Annotated in this window: 25 protein-coding genes; 10 read left to right on the top strand and 15 right to left on the bottom strand. The window is 60.5% G+C overall.

Annotated elements, in window-relative coordinates:
• Positions 1-131: 131 nt before the first annotated feature.
• From miaB to lnt, 5 genes are all read left to right on the top strand, one after another.
• Positions 132-1460: a tRNA (N6-isopentenyl adenosine(37)-C2)-methylthiotransferase MiaB gene (gene miaB / locus ACWKV5_RS22485; protein ID WP_483843035.1), complete on the top strand. Its 1329-nt coding sequence runs from the start codon at positions 132-134 to the stop codon at positions 1458-1460.
• A 228-nt stretch (positions 1461-1688) separates the two neighbouring features.
• Entirely contained in the window at positions 1689-2693 is a 1005-nt protein-coding gene (locus ACWKV5_RS22490; protein ID WP_483843036.1) for a PhoH family protein, read from the top strand.
• The gene (gene ybeY, locus ACWKV5_RS22495) at positions 2686-3180 is read left to right on the top strand and encodes an rRNA maturation RNase YbeY (RefSeq protein ID WP_123433436.1); all 495 of its coding nucleotides are present in this window, start codon (positions 2686-2688) and stop codon (positions 3178-3180) included. Before ACWKV5_RS22490 ends, ybeY begins: the two co-directional genes overlap by 8 nt.
• Before the next feature lie 5 nt (positions 3181-3185).
• Positions 3186-4025 carry a CorC family transporter gene (locus ACWKV5_RS22500; RefSeq protein WP_027924283.1) on the top strand — a complete coding sequence of 280 codons (840 nt, stop codon included), beginning with the start codon at positions 3186-3188 and terminating at the stop codon, positions 4023-4025.
• 8 nt (positions 4026-4033) lie between these two features.
• Positions 4034-5557, top strand: a complete 1524-nt coding sequence (lnt, locus tag ACWKV5_RS22505) for an apolipoprotein N-acyltransferase (RefSeq protein ID WP_483843037.1) — start codon at positions 4034-4036, stop codon at positions 5555-5557.
• 48 nt (positions 5558-5605) lie between these two features.
• On the opposite strand, the gene ACWKV5_RS22510 is transcribed toward lnt, so the two are convergent.
• Complete coding sequence (locus ACWKV5_RS22510) at positions 5606-6367, bottom strand: YdcF family protein (RefSeq protein WP_483843038.1); 762 nt, start codon at positions 6365-6367, stop codon at positions 5606-5608.
• A 116-nt stretch (positions 6368-6483) separates the two neighbouring features.
• The gene (locus tag ACWKV5_RS22515) at positions 6484-6804 is read right to left on the bottom strand and encodes a hypothetical protein (protein WP_483843039.1); all 321 of its coding nucleotides are present in this window, start codon (positions 6802-6804) and stop codon (positions 6484-6486) included.
• Positions 6805-7083: 279 nt separating this feature from the next.
• Here ACWKV5_RS22515 and leuS point away from each other — a divergent pair, with 279 nt between their 5' ends.
• From leuS to ACWKV5_RS22540, 5 genes are all read left to right on the top strand, one after another.
• Positions 7084-9690, top strand: a complete 2607-nt coding sequence (gene leuS / locus ACWKV5_RS22520; protein WP_483843040.1) for a leucine--tRNA ligase — start codon at positions 7084-7086, stop codon at positions 9688-9690.
• Between the two features lie 88 nt (positions 9691-9778).
• Positions 9779-10384 (top strand): LPS-assembly lipoprotein LptE, encoded by a 606-nt coding sequence (locus tag ACWKV5_RS22525; protein WP_483843041.1) that lies wholly within the window; start codon positions 9779-9781, stop codon positions 10382-10384.
• Between the two features lie 39 nt (positions 10385-10423).
• Complete coding sequence (gene holA / locus ACWKV5_RS22530) at positions 10424-11461, top strand: DNA polymerase III subunit delta (protein WP_483843042.1); 1038 nt, start codon at positions 10424-10426, stop codon at positions 11459-11461.
• Positions 11462-11721: 260 nt separating this feature from the next.
• Entirely contained in the window at positions 11722-11886 is a 165-nt protein-coding gene (gene arfA, locus ACWKV5_RS22535; RefSeq protein WP_003176285.1) for an alternative ribosome rescue factor ArfA, read from the top strand.
• Positions 11887-11947: 61 nt separating this feature from the next.
• Positions 11948-13270, top strand: coding sequence for a lytic murein transglycosylase (locus tag ACWKV5_RS22540; RefSeq protein ID WP_483843043.1), 1323 nt, complete (start codon positions 11948-11950; stop codon positions 13268-13270).
• Positions 13271-13385: 115 nt separating this feature from the next.
• Here ACWKV5_RS22540 and ACWKV5_RS22545 read toward each other — a convergent pair whose 3' ends face one another.
• The 13 genes from ACWKV5_RS22545 to ACWKV5_RS22605 all read right to left on the bottom strand — a co-directional run bounded on the left by ACWKV5_RS22545 (position 13386) and on the right by ACWKV5_RS22605 (position 25974).
• Positions 13386-14336: a S66 peptidase family protein gene (locus ACWKV5_RS22545; RefSeq protein WP_483843044.1), complete on the bottom strand. Its 951-nt coding sequence runs from the start codon at positions 14334-14336 to the stop codon at positions 13386-13388.
• Between the two features lie 175 nt (positions 14337-14511).
• Complete coding sequence (gene lipA / locus ACWKV5_RS22550) at positions 14512-15537, bottom strand: lipoyl synthase (protein ID WP_483843045.1); 1026 nt, start codon at positions 15535-15537, stop codon at positions 14512-14514.
• A gap of 1 nt (position 15538) precedes the next feature.
• Positions 15539-16186, bottom strand: a complete 648-nt coding sequence (gene lipB / locus ACWKV5_RS22555) for a lipoyl(octanoyl) transferase LipB (RefSeq protein WP_483843046.1) — start codon at positions 16184-16186, stop codon at positions 15539-15541.
• A complete protein-coding gene (locus tag ACWKV5_RS22560) occupies positions 16186-16461 on the bottom strand; it encodes a DUF493 domain-containing protein (protein WP_483843047.1) in 276 nt (91 codons plus the stop codon). Before ACWKV5_RS22560 ends, lipB begins: the two co-directional genes overlap by 1 nt.
• Positions 16462-16548: 87 nt before the next feature.
• A complete protein-coding gene (locus ACWKV5_RS22565) occupies positions 16549-17706 on the bottom strand; it encodes a D-alanyl-D-alanine carboxypeptidase family protein (RefSeq protein ID WP_027924295.1) in 1158 nt (385 codons plus the stop codon).
• A gap of 180 nt (positions 17707-17886) precedes the next feature.
• Entirely contained in the window at positions 17887-18900 is a 1014-nt protein-coding gene (locus ACWKV5_RS22570; RefSeq protein ID WP_483843048.1) for a septal ring lytic transglycosylase RlpA family protein, read from the bottom strand.
• Entirely contained in the window at positions 18900-19910 is a 1011-nt protein-coding gene (gene mltB, locus ACWKV5_RS22575) for a lytic murein transglycosylase B (RefSeq protein WP_483843049.1), read from the bottom strand. The genes ACWKV5_RS22570 and mltB overlap by 1 nt, the downstream gene beginning before the upstream one ends.
• Before the next feature lie 17 nt (positions 19911-19927).
• The gene (gene rodA / locus ACWKV5_RS22580) at positions 19928-21031 is read right to left on the bottom strand and encodes a rod shape-determining protein RodA (RefSeq protein WP_046028876.1); all 1104 of its coding nucleotides are present in this window, start codon (positions 21029-21031) and stop codon (positions 19928-19930) included.
• 31 nt (positions 21032-21062) lie between these two features.
• Positions 21063-22958, bottom strand: a complete 1896-nt coding sequence (gene mrdA, locus ACWKV5_RS22585) for a penicillin-binding protein 2 (RefSeq protein WP_483843050.1) — start codon at positions 22956-22958, stop codon at positions 21063-21065.
• A 10-nt stretch (positions 22959-22968) separates the two neighbouring features.
• Positions 22969-23436, bottom strand: a complete 468-nt coding sequence (rlmH, locus tag ACWKV5_RS22590) for a 23S rRNA (pseudouridine(1915)-N(3))-methyltransferase RlmH (protein WP_007937439.1) — start codon at positions 23434-23436, stop codon at positions 22969-22971.
• A gap of 9 nt (positions 23437-23445) precedes the next feature.
• Positions 23446-23940, bottom strand: a complete 495-nt coding sequence (rsfS, locus tag ACWKV5_RS22595) for a ribosome silencing factor (protein WP_123433420.1) — start codon at positions 23938-23940, stop codon at positions 23446-23448.
• A 71-nt stretch (positions 23941-24011) separates the two neighbouring features.
• Positions 24012-24701, bottom strand: coding sequence for a nicotinate-nucleotide adenylyltransferase (gene nadD, locus ACWKV5_RS22600; protein WP_483843051.1), 690 nt, complete (start codon positions 24699-24701; stop codon positions 24012-24014).
• Between the two features lies 1 nt (position 24702).
• The gene (locus ACWKV5_RS22605; RefSeq protein ID WP_483843052.1) at positions 24703-25974 is read right to left on the bottom strand and encodes a glutamate-5-semialdehyde dehydrogenase; all 1272 of its coding nucleotides are present in this window, start codon (positions 25972-25974) and stop codon (positions 24703-24705) included.
• Between the last annotated feature and the right edge of the window lie 2 nt (positions 25975-25976).

Here is a 25976-nt window from a genome sequence, read left to right on the forward strand (position 1 = left end):
GGGCGAGCAACACATCGGGGATAAAAATGAGGGCGCGAACTATAGCATAGCCACCGGACGCACAGCGGTAGGAACCTTGGGACATGTTCCCTATAATGCGCGGTTCTTTGAATCACGTGATGACTCTGTCCATGGCCAAGAAGCTTTACATCGAAACCCACGGTTGCCAGATGAACGAGTACGACAGCTCGCGCATGGTCGACTTGCTGGGTGAACACCAGGCCCTGGAAGTCACTGCTCGCGCCGAAGACGCCGACGTGATCCTGCTCAACACCTGCTCCATTCGCGAACGCGCCCAGGACCGGGTGTATTCCCAGCTCGGCCGCTGGCGTGAACTGAAACTCGCCAACCCGGACATGGTGATCGCCGTCGGCGGTTGCGTGGCCAGCCAGGAAGGCGCTGCCATTCGTGATCGCGCACCGTATGTCGATGTGGTCTTCGGCCCGCAGACCCTGCACCGCCTGCCGGAAATGATCGACGCTGCACGCGCCACCAAGCTGCCGCAAGTGGACGTCTCGTTCCCGGAAATCGAAAAGTTCGACCATTTGCCCGAGCCACGCATCGACGGCCCGAGCGCTTATGTGTCGGTGATGGAAGGCTGCAGCAAGTACTGCACCTTCTGCGTGGTGCCCTACACCCGCGGCGAAGAAGTCAGCCGTCCGTTTGACGACGTGATTGCCGAGATCATCCACCTGGCCGAAAACGGCGTACGCGAAGTGACGTTGCTGGGCCAGAACGTCAACGGTTATCGCGGGACCACGCATGACGGTCGCCTGGCGGACCTCGCCGAACTGATCCGCGTGGTGGCCGCCGTCGATGGCATCGACCGGATTCGCTACACCACGTCGCACCCGCTGGAGTTCTCCGACAGCCTGATCCAGGCCCACGCCGATGTGCCGGAACTGGTCAAGCACCTGCATTTGCCGGTGCAGTCGGGTTCGGACCGGATTCTCTCGGCGATGAAGCGCAACCACACCGCGCTGGAATACAAATCCAAACTGCGCAAGCTGCGGGCCGCCGTGCCGGGCATTTGCATCAGTTCGGACTTTATCGTCGGCTTCCCGGGTGAAACCGAGAAAGACTTCGAACAGACCATGAAGCTGATCGAGGACGTCGGTTTCGACTTCTCCTATTCGTTCGTCTACAGCCAACGCCCGGGCACCCCGGCGGCTGACCTGGTCGATGAGACGCCGGAAGAGTTGAAGAAAGAGCGTCTTAACGCCCTGCAGCATCGTCTGAACCAGCAAGGTTTTGAAATCAGCCGACAAATGGTCGGCTCGATCCAGCGGATCCTGGTGACCGATTATTCGAAAAAAGACCCTGGCGAGCTGCAAGGCCGGACCGAGAATAACCGTATCGTCAACTTCCGCTGCGACAATCCAACCTTGATTGGCCAGTTCGCCGACGTGCACATCGACGCCGCACAACCGCACTCGCTGCGGGGCTCACTGCTTCAGTAACACCACCAGTCAAAGTGTGTGCGAGCCTTTGTGGCGAGGGGGCTTGCCCCCGTTGGATCGCGAAGCGGTCCCAAGATTTTGCGACTGCTTCGCAGCCGAACGGGGGCAAGCCCCCTCGCCACAGGTCAAGTGTCGGAATTCGGCATCTTATTTAAGAGCTTTCGCACCCAGCCCACTGGCGTTATCCTTGATTTCATCTTAATTGCCCCAGGGCGGCTAAATACGACCTTGAACGCACCCATAGAACCGCATCGTTTCATCCTCGAGCCCTTTGAGGCTCGCCGCTTCGCCAATCTGTGCGGGCAATTCGACGAGCATTTGCGCTTGATCGAACAGCGCCTGACCATCGAGATCCGCAACCGCGGAAACCAGTTCGAATTGATCGGCGATCCTAAACACACCACCTCCGCGGAAAACCTCCTGCGCCGTCTGTACCGGGAAACCAAGGGTACCGAGCTGTCGCCGGACATGGTTCACCTGTTCCTGCAGGAATCGGCCGTCGAAGAGCTGGACAATGTGTCCCCCGCCGAACCCTCCGTCGCCTTGCGCACAAAAAAAGGCATGATTCGCCCTCGCGGCTTGAATCAGCTGCGCTATGTGAAGGAAATTCTCGGCAATGACATCAACTTCGGCATCGGCCCTGCCGGTACCGGCAAGACGTATCTGGCCGTGGCCTGCGCGGTAGATGCGCTGGAACGCGAGCAGATTCGCCGCATCCTGCTGGTGCGTCCGGCGGTTGAAGCAGGCGAGAAGCTCGGCTTCCTGCCCGGCGATTTGTCGCAGAAGATCGACCCGTACCTGCGCCCGCTCTATGACGCGCTCTACGAAATGCTCGGCTTCGAACACGTCGCCAAGCTGATCGAGCGTCAGGTCATCGAAGTCGCGCCGCTGGCTTACATGCGCGGTCGTACGCTGAACAACAGCTTCATCATTCTCGACGAAAGCCAGAACACCACCGTCGAGCAAATGAAGATGTTCCTGACCCGTATCGGCTTTGGCTCCACCGCGGTCATCACCGGTGACATCACCCAGGTCGACCTGCCGAAAGGCACCAAATCCGGATTGCACCATGTGATCGAGGTGCTCAAGGACGTGCCGGGCATCAGCTTCACCCATTTCATGCCCAAGGACGTTGTGCGCCATCCACTGGTGCAGCGCATTGTCGAAGCCTACGAGCGCTTCGAAAATCGCGTGACCGAAGAAGCACCCAAGGACAACCGCCGCGATGCTTGAGCTTGATCTGCAACTGGCTACACAAGCGTCCGCCCCCAGCGAAGCCGAGTTCCGCCAATGGTGTGAACTCGCCCTGCGCCAGCGCACTGCCGACTCCGAAATGACCATCCGCCTGGTCGACGAAGCAGAAGGCCGCGAGCTGAATCACACCTGGCGGCAAAAGGATTACGCCACTAACGTTCTGTCGTTCCCCGCCGACGTGCCCGACGAGTTCCTGGATATCCCGCTGCTGGGTGACCTGGTCATCTGCGTGGCCGTGGTCGAGCGTGAAGCCGCCGAACAAGGCAAGGCATTGAAGGCCCACTGGGCTCATCTGGTGATTCACGGCTGCTTGCATCTGCTCGGTTACGACCATATAGATGACGACGAAGCCGAAGAAATGGAAGCACTGGAACGAACGTTGCTTGCAGAGTTGGGCTACCCCGACCCATATGCGGACGACGAAACCGAAACATCCCCTATCGTTACAACAAAGGATTCAGAGTAATCGCTATGAGCGAAGATCGATCGAGCAACGGGCAGAAGTCTTGGCTGGGTAAGCTCACCCAGGCTTTTGCCCACGAGCCGAAAAACCGTCAGGAGCTGCTGGAGCTCCTGCGCGATGCACACCAGAACAAACTGTTGGACAGCGAAGCGCTGGCCATCGTCGAAGGCGCCATCCAGGTTGCCGACCTGCAAGTACGGGACATCATGGTCCCGCGCTCGCAAATGGTCAGCATCAAGGCGACCCAGACCCCTCGCGAGTTTCTGCCTGCCGTGGTTGACTCGGCCCACTCCCGCTACCCGGTGATCGGCGAAAGCCACGATGACGTGATGGGCGTGTTGCTGGCCAAGGACTTGCTGCCGTTGATCCTCAAGGAGAACGGCGACAGCTTCAACATCAAGGACCTGCTGCGCCCGGCCACGTTCGTGCCCGAGTCCAAGCGCCTGAATGTGCTGCTGCGCGAATTTCGCGCCAACCACAACCACATGGCCATCGTCATTGACGAATACGGCGGCGTGGCTGGCCTGGTGACCATCGAAGACGTGCTGGAACAAATCGTCGGCGACATCGAAGACGAGCACGACGTCGAGGAAGACAGCTACATCAAGCCGCTGCCCAGCGGCGACTTCCTGATCAAGGCCCTGACGCCGATCGAGAACTTCAACGAGTTTTTCGACAGCGAATTCTCCGACGATGAGTTCGATACCGTCGGCGGCCTGGTGATGAGCGCGTTCGGACACTTGCCGAAACGCAACGAAATCACTGAAATCGGCCCTTATCGCTTCCGCATCCTGAACGCCGACAGCCGTCGGATTCACCTGCTGCGCCTGACTCCAATTGCACGCTAAGGATTGAAATGCACCGTCTGACCCGTCCCGGCTGGCCCGGTAATCTGCTGGCCGTGGTGGCCGGTGCACTCACCACCCTGGCGTTGGCGCCGTTCGATATCTGGCCGCTGGCGTTGCTGGCGGTCGGTTTCTTTTACGCCGGTTTACGCGAACTGAGCCCACGTCAGGCCCTGGGCCGTGGCTGGTGTTTCGGTTTCGGTCTTTTCGGCGCTGGCACCAGCTGGATCTACTACAGCATTCACAACTTCGGTGGCGCTTCGGTGTTGCTGGCGGGCTTGCTGATGCTGGCGTTCACCGCCGCGATTGCCTGGTTCTTTGCCCTTCCGGCCTGGATTTGGGCGCGCTGGCTACGCCGCAACGAAGCACCGCTGGCAGATGCCCTGGCGTTTGCAGCATTGTGGGTCGGCCAGGAAGCGTTTCGCGGCTGGTTCCTCACCGGTTTCCCGTGGCTCTATTCCGGCTACAGCCAGCTCAACGGTCCATTGGCCGGGCTCGCGCCTTTAGGCGGGATGTGGCTGATCTCCTTCACACTCGCCCTGACGGCCGCACTGATCTACAACGCGTTGCGCCTGGTGCGCACCGGGCGTAAAGGGTTTATTGCAGCGGGCGCGTTGTTGCTGGTCGGCCCGTGGGTGGCCGGCCTGGCCTTGAAAGAACACGCCTGGACCAGTCCGGCGGGTCCGGCGCTCAGCGTCGCGGCGATTCAAGGCAACATCGAACAAAGCATGAAGTGGGACCCGGCGCAGCTCAACGCGCAATTAGAGCTGTACCGCGACATGAGCTTCAGCTCCAAACGCGTCGATCTGCTGATCTGGCCGGAAACCGCGGTGCCGGTGCTCAAGTCGTCCGCCGAGGGCTACCTGACGATGATGGGCAACTTCGCCGCCGAGCGTAATTCGGCGTTGATTACCGGTGTGCCGATCCGTCAGGAAGTGCGTCACGAGAAACGCTTCTTCAACGGTATTACGGTCGTCGGTGAAGGCGATGGCACTTACCTCAAGCAGAAACTGGTGCCGTTCGGCGAATACGTGCCGTTGCAGGATGTACTGCGCGGCCTGATCGCATTCTTCGACCTGCCGATGTCCGATTTTGCCCGTGGGCCGGCCGACCAGCCGATGCTGCAGGCCAAGGGTTATCAGATCGCGCCGTTCATCTGTTACGAAGTGGTCTACCCGGAATTCGCCGCCAGCCTTGCGGCGCGCAGTGATTTGCTGCTGACCATCAGTAACGACACCTGGTTCGGCACCTCCATCGGCCCGTTGCAACATTTGCAGATGGCGCAGATGCGCGCGCTTGAGGCGGGTCGCTGGATGATCCGCGCCACCAACAATGGCGTGTCCGGGCTGATTAACCCGTTTGGCCAGATTACCGCGCAGATCCCGCAGTTCGAACGCGGCATCCTCTACGGCGAAGTGGTGCCGATGCACAACCTGACGCCGTACCTGCAATGGCGTTCGTGGCCGCTGATTATCGTTTGCGTGTTGTTGTTTGGCTGGGCCTTGATTGCCAGCCGGATGGCAAAAACCGTCTGAAGCTCACCCTCCACTGTGATGAGGGGGCTTGTCCCTCATCACAGTGGATCAGCGGTAAAACAGCGAATATCCGACCTGCCCCACCGCCTCATTCATCAATTGCCCGGACTGCCAGATCGACTTGAATTCCGGCATCCAGCCGCCCAGCGGCCGGGCATTGTCCACGCCTAAAAACCCCACCGGCGCAGGCACCACTTCAAATCCGGCCTTCTGGAAACTCCAGACAGAGCGCGGCATGTGCCACGCCTGAGTCACGACCACCACCCGCTTGATGCCCTGAGGCAATAATACTTCGGCACTGAACTGCGCGTTTTCCCACGTCGTTCGGCTGCGCCCTTCCTGCCAGCGTACCGTCACACCAAAATCATCGAGCAGCGAGTCCGCCATCATCTTCGCTTCAGAGGGCGGCGTACCGTAATGCAGGCCGCCACTGGTCAGGATCGGCAAGCCGGAAGCCTTGGCCAGACGCGCCGCATAACGCTCACGCTCCAGCCCCACGCCCGTCGGCTGGTCGGTGCCCCACGCCACGTCGCCGCGCTCACGCCCGGAACCCAACAGCACAATCGCGTCAGCACGCTGGCCCAGGGTCGCCCATTCGTCGCGTGCCAGTGGCGGTTCGCGTTCGAGCGCCTTGGCGCTCCACTGCACCACCACGGGCAAACTCATCAACCAGAAGCCACCGAATCCCAAGACAAAGCACACACTCGCAAGCCTTGGTCTTGAGCGGCGCAACCACCACGCAAGGACCAGCAGCAGCAAAAGAATGCCGGGAGGTAACAGAAGTTGTTTTACGAAATATCGAAAAGGCATCGAGCATCTCCAGAGATGCCCGAAGCCTAAAGGGGTTGACGCAGTGCGACAACAGATATGGAAGGACTATGCTTCACAAGAGTTAAAAAGAAGCCGGGCCATGACCTCAAGTGCCCTTACTTGAATTGCAGAGACCGGACCTTTACCGCGTCCCTGCCTCGTACTTTGTCCTTGAGCCAGATGATTTTGGCCGAACGTGGTGCGTCGAGTTGCTTCACTGCTGCTGACAAGCATCCCTGTGTTTCACGTTCACTGCGATCCAGATAGGCTTTGACCAATTCAAACTCTGCGGGGCTGAGGCCGCGCAGTTCCAGCTCCAGGGGACGCTCATCGCGCAGCCGGCCAGCAGTTTTTGCAGCGTCCAGGGCCATTCCCAGACGATCGATCAGTCTTTCGTACAGCTCCGGTTTTGTGGCTTTTTGCTGTGACTCAACCATCCCTCACCTCATTGAAGATAAGACTCGCTCCCCATTTAGAGCTTAGCTTCCATGAACAAACCGGCTGAACACTGCGACCAACGGCCCTCGCAGCCGTTTTTGCGAGACGCGCGAGCGTAATCAGGGTTTCCCTCGGTAGAGTGCGGTCATGTATGCTACGGCGCTTCCTGTAACTCCACTTCCAGCTCGTCTGGGCACCGAAACGCCGATTTGGCGTGATCACCGTCCAGCGTTGCATTGAAGAGGATTAGGCCACCCCTATTCAGTTCAAAAGTAGCCATGCACGAACAATATCAGCCCCGTGAAATCGAAGCCGCCGCCCAGTCGTTCTGGGACGAGCAAAAGTCCTTTGAAGTCAGTGAACAGCCAGGCAAGGAGACCTTCTACTGCCTGTCGATGTTCCCTTACCCCAGCGGCAAGCTACACATGGGGCACGTGCGCAACTACACCATCGGCGACGTGATCTCCCGCTACCAGCGCATGCAAGGCAAGAACGTTCTGCAACCCATGGGTTGGGACGCCTTCGGCATGCCAGCGGAAAACGCCGCGATGAAGAACAACGTAGCGCCCGCGAAGTGGACCTACGAAAACATCGCCTACATGAAAACCCAGCTGCGCAGCCTGGGCTTGGCGGTGGACTGGTCCCGCGAAGTGACCACCTGCAAGCCTGATTACTACCGCTGGGAACAATGGCTGTTCACTCGCCTGTTCGAAAAAGGTGTGATCTACAAGAAAAGCGGCACCGTGAACTGGGACCCGGTCGACCAGACCGTTCTGGCCAACGAACAGGTGATCGACGGTCGCGGCTGGCGTTCCGGCGCGCTGATCGAAAAGCGCGAAATTCCGATGTACTACTTCAAGATCACCGCTTACGCGGATGAGCTGCTGGAGAGCCTTGACGAGCTGACTGGCTGGCCTGAACAGGTCAAGACCATGCAGCGCAACTGGATCGGCAAATCCCGCGGCATGGAAGTGCAGTTCCCGTACAACGTCGACTCCATCGGCGAAGCCGGCGCGCTCAAAGTCTTCACTACCCGTCCGGACACTTTGATGGGAGCGACTTACGTCGCCGTGGCCGCTGAACACCCGTTGGCCACCCTGGCCGCGCAGAACAGTCCTGAGCTGCAGGCGTTCATCGCTGAATGCAAGGGCGGCAGCGTCGCTGAAGCCGACGTCGCCACCCAGGAGAAGAAAGGCCTGCCGACCTCGCTGTTCGTCGAGCACCCACTGACCGGCGAAAAACTTCCGGTATGGGTCGCCAACTATGTGCTGATGCATTACGGCGATGGCGCGGTAATGGCTGTCCCGGCGCACGACGAACGTGATTTCGAGTTCGCCACCAAGTACAACCTGCCGATCAAGTCCGTGGTGCGCACCAGCTCGGGTGACACCAACCCGGCTCCGTGGCAGGACGCGTATGGCGAGCACGGCACGCTGATCAATTCCGGCGAGTTCGACGGCCTCGATTTTGCCGGCGCGTTTGACGCCATTGAAGTCGCGTTGATCAAGAAAAACCTCGGCGCCTCGCGCACCCAGTTCCGTCTGCGCGACTGGGGCATCAGCCGCCAGCGCTATTGGGGTTGCCCGATCCCGATCATCCACTGCACGACCTGCGGTGATGTGCCGGTGCCGGAAGACCAGTTGCCTGTTGTGCTGCCGGAAGACGTCGTACCCGACGGTGCCGGTTCGCCACTGGCGCGCATGCCCGAGTTCTACGAGTGCAGCTGCCCTAAATGTGGCCAGCCTGCCAAGCGTGAAACCGACACCATGGACACCTTTGTCGAGTCCTCGTGGTACTACGCCCGTTACGCCTCGCCGCACTATGAAGGCGGTCTGGTGGAAAAATCCGCGGCCGACCATTGGTTGCCGGTGGATCAGTACATCGGCGGCATCGAACACGCGATTCTTCACCTGCTCTACGCGCGCTTCTTCCACAAGCTGATGCGCGACGAAGGCCTGGTGAGCTCCAACGAGCCATTCAAGAACCTGCTGACCCAAGGCATGGTGATCGCCGAGACTTACTATCGTCGCGAAGCCAATGGCGCCTACACCTGGTTCAACCCGGCGGACGTCGAACTCGAGCGCGACAGCAAGGCCAAGGTCATCAGCGCCAAGCTGATCGCGGATGGCCTGCCGGTGGAAATCGGCGGCACCGAGAAGATGGCCAAGTCGAAAAACAACGGCGTTGACCCACAGTCGATGATTGACCAGTTCGGCGCCGACACCTGCCGCCTGTTCATGATGTTCGCCTCGCCACCCGACATGAGCGCGGAATGGTCCGACTCCGGAGTGGAAGGTTCGCACCGTTTCCTCAAGCGCGTCTGGCGCCTCGCTCAAGCCCACGTCACTCAGGGCCTGCCGGGCAAACTGGACGTCGCCGGCCTGAACGATGAGCAGAAAGTCATCCGCCGTTCGATCCACCAGGCCATCAAGCAGGCCAGCCACGACGTCGGCCAGAACCACAAATTCAACACCGCCATCGCCCAGGTGATGACGCTGATGAACGTGCTGGAAAAAGCCCCGCAAGGTACCGAACAGGATCGGGCACTGGTCCAGGAAGGTCTGGAAACCGTGACGCTGCTGCTGGCGCCAATCACACCGCACATCAGCCATGAGCTGTGGAATCAACTGGGTCACGCTGGCCCGGTAATCGACGCCGCCTGGCCGGTGCTGGACGAAAACGCGTTGGTGCAAGACAGCCTGACGCTGGTCATCCAGGTCAACGGCAAGCTGCGCGGCCAGATCGAAATGCCGGCCAGCGCGACGCGCGAAGAAGTCGAAGCCGCGGCCCGTATCAACGAGAACGTGCTGCGCTTTGTCGACGGCCTGACTATTCGCAAAGTGATCGTCGTGCCCGGGAAACTGGTCAACATCGTCGCCAGCTAATTGGATCAGGCGCCGGGCCATGCCCGGCGCCGAGTAAAACCTTTCGGGCCGCAAGATCGGCCCACATGGTTTCAAGGGGAGCAACAAAATGATCAAACGCAATCTGCTGGTGATGGGCCTTGCGGTCCTGTTGAGCGCCTGCGGTTTCCAGCTGCGCGGCACCGGCACCACTGAACTGGCGATCAAGGAACTCGACCTGAGCGCCCGCAACGCCTACGGCGACACCGTGAAGCAAATGCGTCAGGTGCTGGAAGGCAGTGGCGTCAAGGTCTACACCGGTGCACCTTACAAACTGGTGCTGACCGATGAGCAGGAAAGCCAGCGCATCATCAGCTACGCAGGCGGCGGCCATACTGGCGAGTACCAGATCACCACCGTTCTGAACTACGACATTCGTGGCGTGCATGACCTGCCACTGATGAGCGACAAGCTCGAAGTGCAGAAGATCTTCATTCACGACGGCAACAACCTGGTGGGTTCCGACCAGGAAGCCAGCACTGCCCGTGCAGATACCCGTCGCGAGCTGATTCAGCGCATGATGCTGCGTCTGCAGCAGATTACCCCGGCGCAACTGGACCAGCTGCAGCAGACCGCCGAAGCCAAGGCCAAGGCCGAAGCCCAGGCGCTGGAAGCCGCACAGAAGGCTGAAGCGAATACTCCGCGCCAGTCGCCTGTCCAGATCCCGCAACAGTAAGACTTTCGGGGCGCTCCGGCGCCCCGTTGGCCCTCTCTTATGAAACTTGCCCCCGCCCAACTCGGTAAACACCTGCAAGGTGCCCTCGCGCCGGTCTACATCATCAGCGGCGATGACCCATTGCTGTGTCAGGAAGCGGCGGATGCCATTCGTGCCGCCGCTCGCCAACAAGGCTTCGATGAACGCCAGGTCTTCGCCGCCGACGCCAGTTTCGACTGGGGCACGTTGTTGCAGGCCGGTGCGAGCATGTCGTTGTTCGCCGAAAAACGCCTGCTGGAACTGCGCCTGCCCTCCGGCAAACCCGGTGACAAGGGTGCTGCGGCCTTCATCGAATACTGCTCGCGCCCGGCCGAAGACACGATACTGCTGATCAGCTTGCCCAAGCTCGATGGCAGTGCGCAGAAGACCAAGTGGGGCAAGGCGCTGGTCGAAGGTCAGCACACTCAGTTCGTGCAAATCTGGCCGGTGGATGCCAACCAGCTGCCCAGCTGGATCCGCCAGCGTCTGTCCCAGGCCGGATTGTCGGCCAGCCAGGACGCAGTCGAACTCATTGCAGCCCGTGTCGAGGGCAACCTGCTCGCCGCCGCGCAGGAAATCGAAAAGCTCAAATTGATGGCCGAAGGTGGGCAAATCACCGTCGAAACCGTCCAGGCCGCCGTGGCCGACAGTGCACGTTTCGATGTATTCGGCCTGACCGACGCCATCCTTAATGGCGAAGCGGCCCACGCACTGCGCATGCTCGAAGGGCTGCGTGGCGAGGGTGTCGAACCGCCGGTTATTCTATGGGCGCTGGCCCGGGAACTGCGCCTGCTGGCCAACCTGTCGCTGCAATACAGCCAGGGCGTGCCCCTGGACAAAGCCTTCAGCTCGGCCCGACCGCCGATCTGGGACAAGCGCAAACCCCTGATGAGCAAAGCCCTGCAACGTTACTCGGCGCAACGCTGGGCGCAGTTGTTGCTGGAAGCGCAGCGGATTGATGCGCAGATCAAGGGGCAGGCGGCAGGTTCGCCGTGGATGAGCCTCAGCCGATTGTCACTGTTGATGGCCGGTCAACGCCTGACATTACCCGCCGAATAACCCGCAGCCTTTGTGGCGAGGGAGCTTGCTCCCGCTGGGTCGCGAAGCGTCCCCTAAACCCGTCACCCAACTTGTTCAGGTAGAACGTATTCAACGGGTCTGCGGCTGCTGCGCACCCGAGCGGGAGCAAGCTCCCTCGCCACAAGATAGCGTTCAGCCAGGACAATACCCAAAAATCCTACAACCTGTGGGGACTAGACATAACCCCAACTTCAGCCGATGATTTGCCCCGCAAAACCCACTCACTCGCGAGAATCATCATGAGCAAAAAGCCATCGAAGCATGGCCCCAACAAGGCCAAATCCATCATCGCCCAGCCACTGTTCCGCAGCCGTCAGGAACGAGCCGGCAAGGGCAAAGGCAGCTACCGCCGCGAAGCCTTCCAGTCTAATAGCTGGGAGGCTTCTTACTTTCTGGCTGCGTAAAGCAGAACACCCCTTCTACATGTTAAGGTCTGTACCTGATTCGTATCTTCTGGACCTGTGCATGCCCCTTAGTCTTTCCCGTCGTTGGCCCGTTCGCCAACTGATCGCTGCCTCCAGCCTCATTTTGCTTGTCGCCTGCGCGGAAAAACCGACCGCCGCCGACGCCCAGCCGCTGCAAACCCTTCCCGTCGCGACAGCCCCTGCGGTCATTCCGCCCGTGGTGCCGGCCGGAGAAAACCTCGACATCCAGCCCGCCCAGACGTTCGCCGAATGGCAAGCGGGTTTCCGCAAAGACGCGCTGGCCGCCGGTATCCGCGCCGATCTGTTCGACCGCGCCTTTGCCGATGTCAGCTTCGACCCGAGCGTGATCCGTGCCGATCGCAGCCAACCGGAATTTTCCCGTCCGGTGTGGGAATACCTCGACGGCGCCCTTTCTCCCCTGCGAGTACGTAAAGGCCAGGCGCTGCTCAGCGAAAACGCGGCCATCCTGCAAAGCATCGAACAGCGTTATGGCGTCGACCGCCAGGCACTCGTGTCGGTGTGGGGCATGGAGAGTAACTTCGGTCAGTTCCAGGGCAGCAAGTCGGTCATCAACTCGCTGGCGACGCTGGCGTACGAAGGCCGGCGCCCGGGCTTTGCCCACGATCAACTGATCGCCGCCCTGCAAATCCTGCAACAGGGCGACATCACCCCCGAGAAGATGCTCGGTTCCTGGGCCGGCGCCATGGGCCAGACCCAATTCATCCCGACGACTTACAACACCCACGCTGTCGACTTCGATGGTGACGGTCGCCGTGACATATGGAACAGCTCCGCCGACGCCCTGGCCTCGACCGCGCACTACCTGCAAAGCTCCGGCTGGCAGAAAGGCCAGCCGTGGGGCTTTGAAGTGCAACTGCCGGGCAGTTTCAACTACGTCCTGGCCGATGGCACGATTCGCAAAAGTGTCGCCGAATGGTTGCAACTGGGAGTTTCGATGCCCGCTGGCGCTCGGGTCCCGCCAGGCTCGGAACACCTCTCCGCGGCCCTGCTGCTGCCGGCCGGCTACCGTGGTCCGGCATTCCTGGTGCTCGACAACTTCCGCGCGATCCTCAAGTACAACAACTCGTCGTCCTATGCGTTGGCGGTGAGTCTGTTGTCCGAACGTTTCAATGGTGCGGGGCTGATCAGCGGCACCTGGCCCAAAGATGACTTGCCATTGAGCCGCACCGAGCGCATGGAACTGCAAAGCCTGTTGAGCGCCCAGAACTACGACGCGGGCACCCCGGACGGCATTATCGGCGCCAATACGCGCAAAGCGATCCGCAGTGCACAGCAGTCGTTTGGCTGGCCGGCGGATGGGTATCCGACGCACAAGTTGCTGGAAGGACTGCGGAACCGCTAAACGCTTCGCGAGCAGGCTCGCTCCCACATTGGATCTGTGAATGACACAAAACCTGTGGGAGCGAGCTTGCTCCGGGCGGCGTTCCGACGATGACCGACTGCCAGGCGACGAAACTCTAGCGCCTGACCACCACATCCTGCTCCAACACCAATTCTTTCTTCCCCGCATCCAATCGAACCAAAGCCCCCATCGGCAATGTCAGGTTCGGATCACAATGCCCGCTGCGCCACCCGGCCAGCACCGGAATCCGCAACGGCTCGAAGGTCTGTTTGAGCAACCGTTCCAGCGCGGCCGCATCAACCCCCGCCACATCCCCCACCAGAACCCCGCGCAGCTTGCCCAGCGCACCCGCCAGCCGCAGATGGGTCAGCAGCCGGTCAATGCGATACAGCGGCTCATTGACGTCCTCGATCAACAGGATCACGCCCTCGGCCTCCAGCTCGTAAGGCGTGCCCATGGTCGCGGCAATCATCGACAGGTTACCGCCCAGTAAACGCCCGTGAGCGATGCCAGGCTCAATCGTGGTCAACGGCCAGGCCACCGGGTGCGAAAGCACGCTGCCGGCCTTCACCTGACCCCTGAGCATGTTGAAAAACGAAGACTCGGTAGGCTTCTGCTTGTCGCCCAGCAAATCGGCATTGAGCAGCGGACCATGGAAGGTCACGAATCCGGCATAACGACTGATCGCCAAATGCAGCGCCGTGATATCGCTATAGCCGATGAACGGTTTGGCGTTGTTTTGCAGCAGTTCGAAATCGATACGGTCGAGCAAACGCGGCGTGCCATAACCACCGCGCAGGCAAATGATCGCATCCACCTCGGGATCCGCGAACGCCGCGTGCAGATCATTGAGCCGCACCTCGTCACTGCCGGCCAGATAACCCTCCTGCTCATACACCCCGGGAAACACCCGCAGCGCGTAGCCGCGAGCGCGCATCCAGGCGATGGCCTTCTCAGTGTCCAGTCCGGCAGGGCCGGCGGGTGCAATCACGCCGATCAACCCTTCCGACGGCAAGGCCGGAACAGGTGTATGCGGATACAGCGTGTGGGTCGGTCGAACGGTCATCCATGAATCTCCCTGCGCGAAAATCTTCAGCACACAGTAGTCAGGAACGGGGACAAACAGAAGAGGCTCAGTCGCCCGCAGGTTGCAGGAAAACACACTGGCTGGCGTAGGCCAGGCAAAAAAACGCCCGCAAAGCCTGAAAAGCCATGCGGGCGCCTTTTAAGTCATCGCCAAATTACAGGGACGATATCAGCTCGGCTTTAACCAGCTTCGCTTGTTCGTCGGCGTGGTACGAGGAGCGTACCAGCGGGCCCGACGCGACGTTCTTGAAGCCCATCTTGTAACCTTCCTCGGCGAACCAGGCGAAGGTGTCCGGGTGCACGAAACGCTGCACTGGCAAGTGGCTGCGGGACGGTTGCAGGTACTGGCCGAGGGTCAGCATGTCGATGTCGTGTTCGCGCATGCGCTTCATGACTTCGATGACTTCTTCGTCGGTTTCGCCCAGGCCCAGCATCAGGCCGGACTTGGTTGGAATGTGCGGCATCATCTGCTTGAAGCGTTGCAACAGGGTCAGCGACCACTGGTAATCCGAACCCGGACGCGCAGCCTTGTACAGGCGCGGCACGGTTTCCAGATTGTGGTTGAACACATCTGGCGGCTCGGCGGCGGTGATTTCCAGTGCTACGTCCATACGGCCACGGTAATCCGGGACCAGGGTTTCGAGCTGTACGTTCGGCGACAGCTTGCGGATCTCGCGGATGCAGTCGGCAAAGTGCTGGGCACCACCGTCACGCAGGTCATCGCGGTCAACCGAGGTGATCACCACGTACTTGAGTTTCAGGTCGGCGATGGCGATGGCCAGGCTTTGCGGCTCGTTGGTGTCCAGTGGTTTCGGACGGCCGTGGCCGACGTCACAGAACGGGCAGCGACGGGTGCAGATGTCGCCCATGATCATGAACGTCGCGGTGCCGCCGGAGAAGCACTCGCCCAGGTTCGGGCAGGACGCTTCTTCGCACACGCTGTGCAGCTTGTGTTTGCGCAGCAGGGCCTTGATGCGGTCGACTTCCGGTGAAACCGGGATGCGTACGCGAATCCAGTCGGGTTTCTTCGGCAGTTCGGTGGTCGGAATGATCTTCACCGGGATACGTGCAACCTTCTCGGCGCCGCGCAGCTTGACGCCGGCTTCAACCTTGGCACGCGGGGCCGGACGCTCAGTGACATCGAGCGTCGGGATCATGGTTTGCACTGCATCAGTAGTCATATCAATCGATTCCGCCCGTTAGGGTCGTCTGCTCAGCATAGTCGAGGTGTTTGACGAGCTGCGCGCGCAGCCGGGCACTTACCTCGGCAAATTCAATCGGTCCTGCGTGATCGCTCAGCTGGGTCATCGCCAGCCCGGCGTAGCCGCAGGGATTAATCCGTCGAAACGGTTCCAGGTTCATGTCCACGTTCAGGGCCAGGCCATGAAAGGAACAACCGTGGCGGATCCGCAGACCCAGGGAGGCGATTTTCGCCCCGTCGACGTAGACACCCGGTGCGTCCGGCTTGGCGGCGGCAATAACGCCGTAACTCGCCAGCAGTTCGATCAGGCACAGTTCCATTCGGGTGACCAGGTCACGTACGCCAAACCCCAGCTTGCGTACGTCCAGCAGCAGATAAGCCACCAGTTGGCCAGGGCCGTGATAAGTCACCTGCCCGCCTCGGTCGACCTGCACCACCGGAATATCCCCCGGCAACAACAAGTGCTCGGCCTTGCCGGCCTGCCCCTGGGTGAACACCGGTGGGTGCTCGACCAGCCAGATCTCGTCGGCGGCCTCGGTGCCGCGTTCGTTGGTGAAGCGTTGCATGGCATGCCAGACCGGCTCGTAAGCCATCTGGCCGAGCTCACGAAAGCCCAGCGTGCCAGACATCACAACACCATGTGCACGAAGCCGGTAGCCCGCAGTTCGCTGTTGATGTCGTACAGCTGTTCTTGGCCGGTGGCAACGATGTGCAACTGAATAGTGGTGTATTTGCCGTTGCTGCTTTGGCGTTCGTCTACACGCTCTTCATTGATTGTTGCGTGTTTCCTGACGATGTCGATGATCGTGTCCTTATTCCCCACGCCGGTGTCGCTGATCACCTTAACCGGGTAATCATTGGCAGGGAACTCGATCTTTGGCGCCTTTACTTCGGTATCGGTCATGGCGTAACGGCCTCGTAAGCGTAAGCCGTGGCGACGGGCATGACCCCGCGCCGGATCAGCGCGGAGTCATGCAGGTGCACACTGTATTCAGTTGAAGATGCTGTAGAAGAATAGACGGATGCTATCCCACATGCGGCGGAAGATACCACCTTCCTCGACAGCGTCCAGGGCGATCAGATCGGCGCTGTGCACCACTTTGTCGTCCAGTTTCACTTCCACTTTACCGATCACGTCGCCCTTGGCGATTGGCGCAACCAGCTGCGGGTTCATGGTCATGCTGGCGGCGAGCTTTTTCAGCTGGCCTTTTGGCAGGGTCATGGTCAGGTCTTCAGCCAGGCCGGCCTTGACTTGATTGGTCGCGCCTTTCCAGACAGGGGCCTGAGCCAGCTCGGCGCCTTTCTGATAGAAGGTCTGGGTTTCGAAGAAACGGAAACCGTAAGTCAGCAGTTTCTGGGTTTCGGCGGCGCGCGCCACTTCGCTGTTGGTACCGAATACCACGGCGATCAGGCGCATGCCATCACGTACAGCCGAAGACACCATGCAGTAGCCGGCTTCGTCGGTGTGACCGGTTTTCAGACCGTCGACCGTCTTGTCGCGCCACAGCAGCAGGTTGCGGTTAGGTTGCTTGATGCCGTTCCAGAAGAACTCTTTCTGCGAGTAGATCGCGTAGTGAGCCGGGTCTTCGTGGATGATCGCGCGAGCCAGCACAGCCATGTCGTGAGCCGACGAGTAGTGCTCAGGGTTTGGCAGACCGGTCGGGTTCATGAAGTGGGTGTTGGTCATGCCCAGGTCGGCCACGGTTTTGTTCATCACGTCGGCGAAAGCGTCTTCGCTGCCGGCGATGTGCTCGGAGAGCGCAACACTGGCGTCGTTACCCGACTGAATGATGATGCCGTGCAGCAGGTCGCTGACAGTGACCTGCGAGCCAACCTTGATGAACATCCGCGAACCACCGGTACGCCAGGCGTTTTCGCTGACGGTCACCGGGTCGTTTTCGCCGATCTGGCCACGACGGATTTCCAGGGTCGCGATGTACGCGGTCATCAGCTTGGTCAGGCTGGCCGGCGGCAGGCGCTGATCACCATTGTTCTCGACCAGCACGTTGCCGCTGCTGGCGTCCATTAGCACATAGGCCTTGGCGGCCAGTTGTGGGGGTGATGGCATCACCTCGACCGCGAACGCCGCGGGCGAGAGGAGCAGCGGGACTAACAGGAACAGGCGTTTGGCAAAGGTGGTGATGTTCATCCGTCTCTCGAAATCGCTAATGGAAACTGCCCAAGGGCAAAACTAATCAGACAGCTTTCTAACGAGCTGTCGCGTGTTCAGTCGTTCACTCTTTAACCCTTGCCGGGCTTTTGTTCTCATGAGCCAACAACCAGGTCCGCCCCCCAAACCGCAAGCGAACCGTCAATCAAGTACTACGTATTACTCGGCGGTGACCACGCTCGGCGAGCCGAGGTTGGCCATGCGCACGCTGTTCTGCACTTGCTGGATTTCACCCGGAGAACCGATCGGCCCCAGGCGCACCCGATGCAGTGTCTGTTGGTTGCGCACTATCGAGCTGATGAACACCGGAGCGCTCACCATCCCGCTGAGCTTCGATCTCAGGAGTTCTGCAGCGTCCGGGTTGGCGAACGCGCCCACCTGCAGATACTGGCCAGAGGCTGGCACAGAAGCGTTTTTTTTTGCATCAAGCTGAACTGGCACAACGGCCGCGGCGTGTTGCTGCGGTGGCGGCGTCCATTGCTCGACGGTGCCGGCCGAGGCCGTAATCACCGGGGCGCTATTTTGCGCGACTTGCGGCTCGTTGAGCATCAAAGGCGCCGGACGGCCTTTTTGCGCCCACCACTGTTGCGGATCGATGCCCTCGACCTTGACCCGCGCGGTGCCGATTTCGGCGTAACCGAGTTTTTTGGCGGCGGCATAGGACAAGTCGATGATGCGGTCCGAATAGAACGGCCCACGGTCGTTGACCCGCAGGATCACGCTCTTGTTGTTGTCCAGGTTGGTCACCCGAACGTAACTTGGCAGTGGCAATGTCTTGTGTGCTGCACTCATGCCGTACAGGTCATACACCTCGCCATTGGCGGTGTTCTGGCCGTGAAACTTGGTGCCATACCAGGACGCCGTGCCCGAGGCGACGTAGGTCTTGGATTCTTGCAGCGGGAAATAGGTCTTGCCCAGCACCGTGTACGGGTTGGCTTTGTAAGGACCGCTGTGCAGGGTCGGCGTGGCGTCCGGGATGCGCGATACGTCGACATCCCACCACGGCGCGCCATCTTTGTGGGCACGGTTGATGTCCAGCCCCGGCGTAGCACGCACGGCGGTGGACGGGGATTTCTGAGCCGGCGCGCGACTGGTCGAGCAACTGGCAAGCAGCACCGCCAACGCGGCGAAAGCCATGAGCTTCAGGGGTTTATTCATAGGCAATGCCCGCATTACTTGACGCCCCGTGCTTGGACCAGCTGTTCAGACAGTTGATGTACGGCCATGGCGTACATCACGCTGCGGTTATAACGCGTGATCGCGTAAAAGTTCTTCAGGCCCATCCAGTACTCGGGGCCATTGTCACCTTCCAGGCGGAAAGCCGTGACCGGCATATCATCGCGCAGCGCATCATGACTTGACCACCCCAGCGCCCGCAACTCCCCTGCGGTTTTAACCGGCTCGATGCCCGTGGTCAAACCGTCGTCCACCTGATCACCCCGAACGTCGGCGCGGCTGACCACCGGTTCGCCGGCCACCCAGCCGTGACGCTTGAAGTAACTGGCAACGCTGCCAATGGCATCGTCCGGGTTGTTCCAGATATTAATGTGGCCGTCGCCGTCAAAATCCACGGCGTACGCGCGAAAACTGCTCGGCATGAACTGCGGCAAGCCCATGGCACCGGCGTAGGAGCCCTTGAGGGTCAACGGATCGACCTGCTCTTCCCGGGCCAGCAGCAAGAATTCACGCAGTTCCTTGCGGAAAAACTCGGCACGGGGAGGATAGTCGAAACCCAGGGTCGACAACGCGTCGATCACCCGGTAATTGCCGGTATTGCGGCCGAAAAAGGTTTCAACGCCGATGATCGAGACAATCACCTGCGCCGGCACACCGTATTCCTGCTCGGCACGCGCCAGTACTGCTTCGTGCTGACGCCAGAAGTCCACACCACGGGCGATGCGCGCGTCGGTGATGAACATCGGCCGGTATTCGTTCCACTGCTTGACCCGTTCAGCGGGTTTCGAGATGGCGTCCAGAATCGACTGCTTGCGCTCGGCTTCGCGGAACACGCCCATCAGCTGCTCACCGGCGAAACCGTAATCGCGGGTCATTTCACCGACGAATTCGGCCACCTGGGGTGAGCCTTCGTAATCGCCGGCCAACGCGTCCTGCGCTGTGCCAAGGATGCTTACCAGGCCGACCCATGGCGCGTATCGAGTCGCCCAGCCACGCATTACTTGCATTGAAATCTTCACCTTATTCAAACTTGTGCGATCCACTTACGATGGGTATGGATCGACATCAAAACCCCAAACGCTGACAGCAGCGTTACCAGCGAAGTTCCTCCGTAGCTAATGAACGGCAACGGCACCCCCACGACCGGCAACAGGCCACTGACCATACCGATGTTGACGAAAACGTAAACAAAAAACGTCATCGTCAGGCTGCCTGCGAGCAATTTGCCGAACAAAGTCTGGGCCTGGGCGGTAATCACCAGCCCCCGACCGATCAACAGCAAGTAGATCAGCAGCAACGCGCAAATGCCCACCAGGCCAAACTCTTCGCCCATCACCGCAATAATGAAGTCGGTGTGGCTTTCCGGCAGGAAGTCCAGGTGCGACTGGGTGCCCAGTAGCCAGCCCTTGCCGAACACACCGCCGGAACCGATGGCGGCTTTCGACTGAATGATGTTCCAGCCAGTCCCCAACGGATCACTCTCCGGGTCGAGGAACGTCAGGATTCGCTGCTTCTGGTAGTCGTGCATGATGAAGAACCACATCGCCACAGCCACCGGAACGGCAGCCGCCAGCACACTGATGATCCAGCGCCATTTCAAGCCACCCATAAACAGTACAAACGCACCACCGGCCAGGATCAGCAGCGATGTCCCCAGGTCCGGCTGACGCACGATCAGGATGAACGGCAAGCCGATCAGGAACAGACTGACCGCCACGTGCTTGAGCTGCGGCGGCAAGGTGCGCTTGGACAGGTACCAGGCGATGGTCGCCGGCATCAGGATCTTCATGAACTCCGAAGGCTGGAAGCGAATCACCCCGGGGATGTTGATCCAGCGTGTGGCGCCCATGGCGTTGTGGCCCATGACGTCCACCACCACCAGCAACAGCACGCCGAGCACATAACCAACCGGCACCCAACGCGCCATGAATCGCGGTTCGAACTGCGCAATGACGATCATCGACACCAGGCCGATGCCAAACGAAGTCGCTTGCTTGGCCAGCAGGTCCCAGCTTTTGCCGCTGGCCGAATACAGCACGAACAGGCTGCCGGCCGCGAGGGTCAGCAGCAGAATCAACAACGGGCCATCGATGTGCAGGCGCTGCAACAGCGTGGCACGACGACGCATCACATCCTCGCTGGAGAGCATGCGATCAAAATTATTCATCACGGGCTGTAGCCTCTGCGCTGATAGGGCTGGCGTACTCGGCTTTCAGACGTCCGTCCTGGTCCAGGAGCCAGGCGTCCATGACTTGACGCACCACTGGCGCGGCGACGCCGGAACCGGACTCGCCGTTCTCGACCATCACCGACACCACGATTTGCGGGTTGTCGGCCGGCGCGAAGCCGACAAACAAGGCGTGGTCGCGGTGACGCTCCTGAACCTTGGAACGGTCGTACTTCTCGCCCTGCTTGATCGCGACAACCTGAGCCGTACCACTTTTACCGGCGATCCGGTATTGCGCGCCAATCGCTGCCTTGCGCGCAGTACCGCGAGCGCCGTGCATCACCTGCTGCATGCCGTGGTTGACCTTGGTCCAGTCCGACGGATCGCGCAGGACGATGTCCGGCATCGGGTTTTCATCCTTGGGCCTCTCGCCCTCGACGGTCTTGGCCAGGTGCGGACGGTTCCACACCCCTTTGTTGGCCACCAGCGCCGTGGCCTGGGCCAGTTGCAGCGGCGTGGACTGCATGTAGCCCTGGCCGATCCCGAGAATCAGGGTTTCACCCGGGAACCAGGCCTGGCGACGGGTCGCACGCTTCCATTCGCGGGACGGCATCAGGCCCGGCGATTCTTCAAACATGTCCAGCGAGACCTTCTGGCCAATGCCGAACTTGCCCAGGTACGACGACAACCGATCGATCCCCAGCTTGTGCGCCAGATCATAGAAGTAGGTGTCGTTGGACCGCATGATCGCCGTGTCCAGATCCACGTAGCCGTCGCCGGTACGGTTCCAGTTACGGTACTTGTGATCGTAGTTGGGCAGCATGTAGTAACCAGGGTCGAACACGCGGGTCGAAGCCGTGACTACGCCGGAATCCAGACCGGCAATCGCCACCGCCGGTTTGATCGTCGAACCTGGCGGGTACAAACCGCGCAGCACGCGGTTGAACAGCGGCCGGTCGATGGAATCACGCAGTTCGGAATAGGCCTTGAAGCTGATGCCCGTCACGAACAGGTTCGGGTCGAAACTCGGCTGACTGACCATCGCCAGTACTTCGCCGGTTTTTGGGTCCAGTGCCACCACAGCGCCACGACGACCGCCGAGTGCCGTTTCAGCGGCTTCCTGCAATTTGATGTCCAGGCTCAGGACGATGTCCTTGCCGGGAATCGGATCGGTACGCTTGAGCACCCGCAACACGCGGCCCCGAGCATTGGTCTCGACCTCTTCGTAACCGACCTGACCGTGCAACTCCGGCTCGTAGAAGCGCTCGATGCCGGTTTTGCCAATTTGATGGGTGCCGCTGTAACTCACCGGATCCAGCGTCTTGAGCTCTTTCTCGTTGATCCGCCCCATGTACCCGACCGAATGCGCAAAGTGCGCGCCCTGCGGATAGTGACGAACCAGCTGCGCGACCACTTCCACCCCCGGCAGGCGGAACTGGTTTACGGCAATTCGCGCGATCTGCTCTTCGGTCAATTCGAACATGATCGGCACCGGCTCGAACGGCCGACGCCCCTGACGCATGCGTTTCTCGAATATCACCCGATCCTCGGGCGTCAGCTCAAGCACCTGGACAATTACGTCGAGCACTTGCTGCCAATCGCCGGAACGTTCGCGGGTCATGCTCAGGCTGAAGCTGGGCCGGTTGTCGGCGATAACCACACCGTTGCGGTCGTAAATCAACCCACGGGGTGGTGGAATCGGCTGCACATGGACGCGGTTGTTTTCCGACAGCGTCGAGTGGTACTCGTACTGGATGACCTGGAGGAAATACAACCGCGCGATCAGCACACTAATAAGCGTCACGACCGCAATGGCACCGAACACGACACGGCCACGCACCAGACGGGCGTCTTTTTCGTGGTCCTTGATACGGATCGGCTGAGACATGGGGGCAGAACTACTTGTGGTAAGGGTGGCCGGACAAGACTGTCCAGGCACGATACAGCTGTTCGCCGATCAGGATTCGCACCAGCGGGTGCGGCAACGTCAACGGCGACAATGACCAGCGCTGATCGGCTCGGGCACAGACTTCCGGCGCCAGCCCTTCGGGGCCGCCGACCATGAAATTCACCGTGCGCGAGTCCAGGCGCCAGCGATCGAGTTCGACCGCCAGCTGCTCAGTGCTCCAGGGTTTGCCGTGGACTTCGAGGGTGACAACACGCTCATTCGGCCCGACCTTGGCCAGCATGGCTTCGCCTTCCTGACGGATGAAGCGCGCCACGTCGGCGTTCTTGCCACGGGTGTTGAGCGGTATTTCCACCAGTTCCAGCGCCAGCTCGGACGGAAGACGCTTGGCATATTCATGCCAGCCTTCTTCCACCCACTTGGGCATCCGTGAACCGACGGCGATCAGTCGCAGTCGCACAGCGGGCCCTTATTGCTGGTCTTTGTTGAGCTTGATGAAATGCTCGTGGGTGTTTTCCGGGCTGTGGTGAGCCGCGTTCAGCGCACGGCTCTGTTCAGCGCCGGACCACAGACGTTCCAGGTCGTAGAACTGGCGAGCGGAGGCGGTCATCATGTGAACGATGACGTCGTCCATGTCCAGCAGGACCCAGTCGCTGTCGCCCTTGCCTTCTTCACCCAATGGCTTGACGCCCTGGGCTTTGACGGCTTCGCGAACCTTGTCCAGCATCGCGCCGATCTGGCGATTGGAAGTACCGGTAGCGATGATCATGAAGTCAGTGATGCTCTGCTTTTCACGAACGTCGATGACCTGAATGTCCTGGGCCTTGACGTCTTCCAGGGCGGCTACGGCAACCTTGACCAGTTCTTCACCGCGCAGCTCCGGCCCGGTTGGAGCCTCTACTGGCAGTGGAGCGCTTTTGAATGTGCCTTTGCGCTTTACTTTAGCTACGTCTTTGTCAGTCATATAAAACTCGTTTTGCTCGTATGTTCGGGGGCTTCGATACACGTGATCACGTGCTTGAAGCGCGCCTCTTTTCAGTTCGACGCACGGTAAAGTCCGTGCGCATCGATGTAGGCCAGGACCGCGTCGGGCACCAGGTAACGTACCGACTTACCGCTGGCCAGCAGTTGACGGATCTGGGTGGCGGATACCGCGAGCGGTGTCTGCCAGACGAATGCAATCTGTCCGCTCGGCCCTTTGAGGGCCAGCGGGTCGCTCACCGAGCGCGCTGCCAGCAGGTTGCGCAAGGCATCCGGCGGTTCGCTGTCGGCATCCGGGCGTTGCAGCACCAGGATGTGGCAATGCTGGAGCAACTCTTCCCAGCGGTGCCAAGTGGGCAGGCCGCAAAATGCGTCCCAGCCCAAAAGTAGAAAAACCTGGGTCTGGACGGCCAGTTCGGCACGCATCAGTTCCAGGGTATCGATAGTGTAGGACGGTTTGTCCCGCTGCAATTCGCGGGCATCCACCACTAACGGTGCCACACCGGCCACCGCGCACTCGACCATCGCCAGACGGTCTTTGGCCGAGACCTGCGGCGTACCGCGGTGCGGCGGCCTGGCACTGGGTGTCAGGCGCAACTCATCGAGCGCCAACGACTCGGCGACTTCCAGCGCACCACGCAGATGGCCGATGTGCACCGGGTCGAACGTGCCGCCCAGCATGCCGATGCGCCGAGGTTCAGGCTCGTCTGCGGTGGCTGGGGCTGTCGGGTTGAAGTCGCCCAAGTCAGACCGACGCCTGGCCGCGCAACTGGCCATCACCGACCACGATGTACTTCTCGCAGGTCAGACCTTCGAGGCCCACCGGGCCGCGGGCGTGCAGCTTATCAGTAGAAATGCCAATCTCGGCACCCAATCCGTATTCGAAGCCATCGGCGAAGCACGTCGGGGTATTGATCATCACCGACGATGAATCGACTTGCGCGACGAAACGCCGCGTGTCGGCGAGGTTTTCGCTGACGATCGAGTCAGTGTGATGGGAGCCGTGCTTATTGATATGTTCGATGGCCTGGTCCAGCCCGTCGACCACGCGGATCGACAGAATCGGCGCCAGGTATTCGGTGGTCCAGTCTTCTTCTGTGGCCACCACCGCATCGATGATTACCCGCGTGCGTTCGCAACCACGTAGCTCAACGCCTTTTTCGCGGAACTGGGCAGCCATCGACGGCAGGAAATCCCTGGCAACGGTTTGATCCACCAGCAGCGTTTCCATCGCGCCGCAGATGCCATAACGATACGTCTTGGCGTTGAACGCGATGCGCTGGGCTTTCGCCAGGTCGGCGTGCTCGCTCACGTAAACGTGGCAGATGCCGTCCAGGTGCTTGATCACCGGCACGCGCGCATCACGGCTGACGCGTTCGATCAGGCCACGGCCGCCACGGGGCACAATGACGTCGACGTATTCGGGCATGGTGATCAGCGCGCCTACGGCGGCACGGTCGGTGGTTTCGACCACTTGCACCACGGCGGCCGGCAATTCGGCTTCGGCCAGGCCGCGCTGGATGCAGGCGGCAATGGCACGGTTGGAATGAATGGCTTCGGAACCGCCACGCAGGATCGTCGCGTTGCCGGACTTCAGGCACAGGCTGGCGGCGTCGATGGTCACGTTCGGCCGGGATTCGTAGATAATCCCGATCACGCCCAACGGCACGCGCATCTTGCCCACCTGAATACCCGACGGGCGGAAACTCATGTCGCGAATCGCGCCGACCGGGTCCGGCAATGCGGCCACCTGGCGCAAGCCGACGATCATGCCGTCGATGCGTTCCGGGGTCAGCGCCAGACGTTCCAGCAAGGCAGCTTCAAGACCATTGGCGCGACCCGCGGCCAAATCCAGTTCGTTGGCCGCCGTCAGCTCGGCGCGTGCAGCGTCCAGCGCATTGGCAGCAGCCTGCAAGGCGCGGTTTTTCTGCGCGGTGCTGGCACAACCGATGACGCGAGAGGCTTCGCGGGCAGCGCGACCCAGGCGGGTCATGTAGTCAAGAACGGACTCAGTCATTG

The organism is Pseudomonas oplopanacis, from assembly GCF_057128725.1.

Coding starts and splice junctions, on each gene's coding strand:
- ACWKV5_RS22500 (WP_027924283.1), top strand. CDS start 3,186: ATGAGCGAAGATCGATCGAGCAACGGGCAGAAGTCTTGGCTGGGTAAG.
- ACWKV5_RS22605 (WP_483843052.1), bottom strand. CDS start 25,974: ATGACTGAGTCCGTTCTTGACTACATGACCCGCCTGGGTCGCGCTGCC.
- ACWKV5_RS22570 (WP_483843048.1), bottom strand. CDS start 18,900: ATGCGGGCATTGCCTATGAATAAACCCCTGAAGCTCATGGCTTTCGCC.
- leuS (WP_483843040.1), top strand. CDS start 7,084: ATGCACGAACAATATCAGCCCCGTGAAATCGAAGCCGCCGCCCAGTCG.
- ACWKV5_RS22560 (WP_483843047.1), bottom strand. CDS start 16,461: ATGACCGATACCGAAGTAAAGGCGCCAAAGATCGAGTTCCCTGCCAAT.
- ACWKV5_RS22565 (WP_027924295.1), bottom strand. CDS start 17,706: ATGAACATCACCACCTTTGCCAAACGCCTGTTCCTGTTAGTCCCGCTG.
- holA (WP_483843042.1), top strand. CDS start 10,424: ATGAAACTTGCCCCCGCCCAACTCGGTAAACACCTGCAAGGTGCCCTC.
- ACWKV5_RS22545 (WP_483843044.1), bottom strand. CDS start 14,336: ATGACCGTTCGACCGACCCACACGCTGTATCCGCATACACCTGTTCCG.
- ACWKV5_RS22540 (WP_483843043.1), top strand. CDS start 11,948: ATGCCCCTTAGTCTTTCCCGTCGTTGGCCCGTTCGCCAACTGATCGCT.
- lnt (WP_483843037.1), top strand. CDS start 4,034: ATGCACCGTCTGACCCGTCCCGGCTGGCCCGGTAATCTGCTGGCCGTG.
- miaB (WP_483843035.1), top strand. CDS start 132: ATGGCCAAGAAGCTTTACATCGAAACCCACGGTTGCCAGATGAACGAG.
- ybeY (WP_123433436.1), top strand. CDS start 2,686: ATGCTTGAGCTTGATCTGCAACTGGCTACACAAGCGTCCGCCCCCAGC.
- lipB (WP_483843046.1), bottom strand. CDS start 16,186: ATGTCTGGCACGCTGGGCTTTCGTGAGCTCGGCCAGATGGCTTACGAG.
- ACWKV5_RS22515 (WP_483843039.1), bottom strand. CDS start 6,804: ATGGTTGAGTCACAGCAAAAAGCCACAAAACCGGAGCTGTACGAAAGA.
- rsfS (WP_123433420.1), bottom strand. CDS start 23,940: ATGACTGACAAAGACGTAGCTAAAGTAAAGCGCAAAGGCACATTCAAA.
- ACWKV5_RS22510 (WP_483843038.1), bottom strand. CDS start 6,367: ATGCCTTTTCGATATTTCGTAAAACAACTTCTGTTACCTCCCGGCATT.
- ACWKV5_RS22525 (WP_483843041.1), top strand. CDS start 9,779: ATGATCAAACGCAATCTGCTGGTGATGGGCCTTGCGGTCCTGTTGAGC.
- arfA (WP_003176285.1), top strand. CDS start 11,722: ATGAGCAAAAAGCCATCGAAGCATGGCCCCAACAAGGCCAAATCCATC.
- mltB (WP_483843049.1), bottom strand. CDS start 19,910: ATGCAAGTAATGCGTGGCTGGGCGACTCGATACGCGCCATGGGTCGGC.
- mrdA (WP_483843050.1), bottom strand. CDS start 22,958: ATGTCTCAGCCGATCCGTATCAAGGACCACGAAAAAGACGCCCGTCTG.
- lipA (WP_483843045.1), bottom strand. CDS start 15,537: ATGACTACTGATGCAGTGCAAACCATGATCCCGACGCTCGATGTCACT.
- rodA (WP_046028876.1), bottom strand. CDS start 21,031: ATGCGTCGTCGTGCCACGCTGTTGCAGCGCCTGCACATCGATGGCCCG.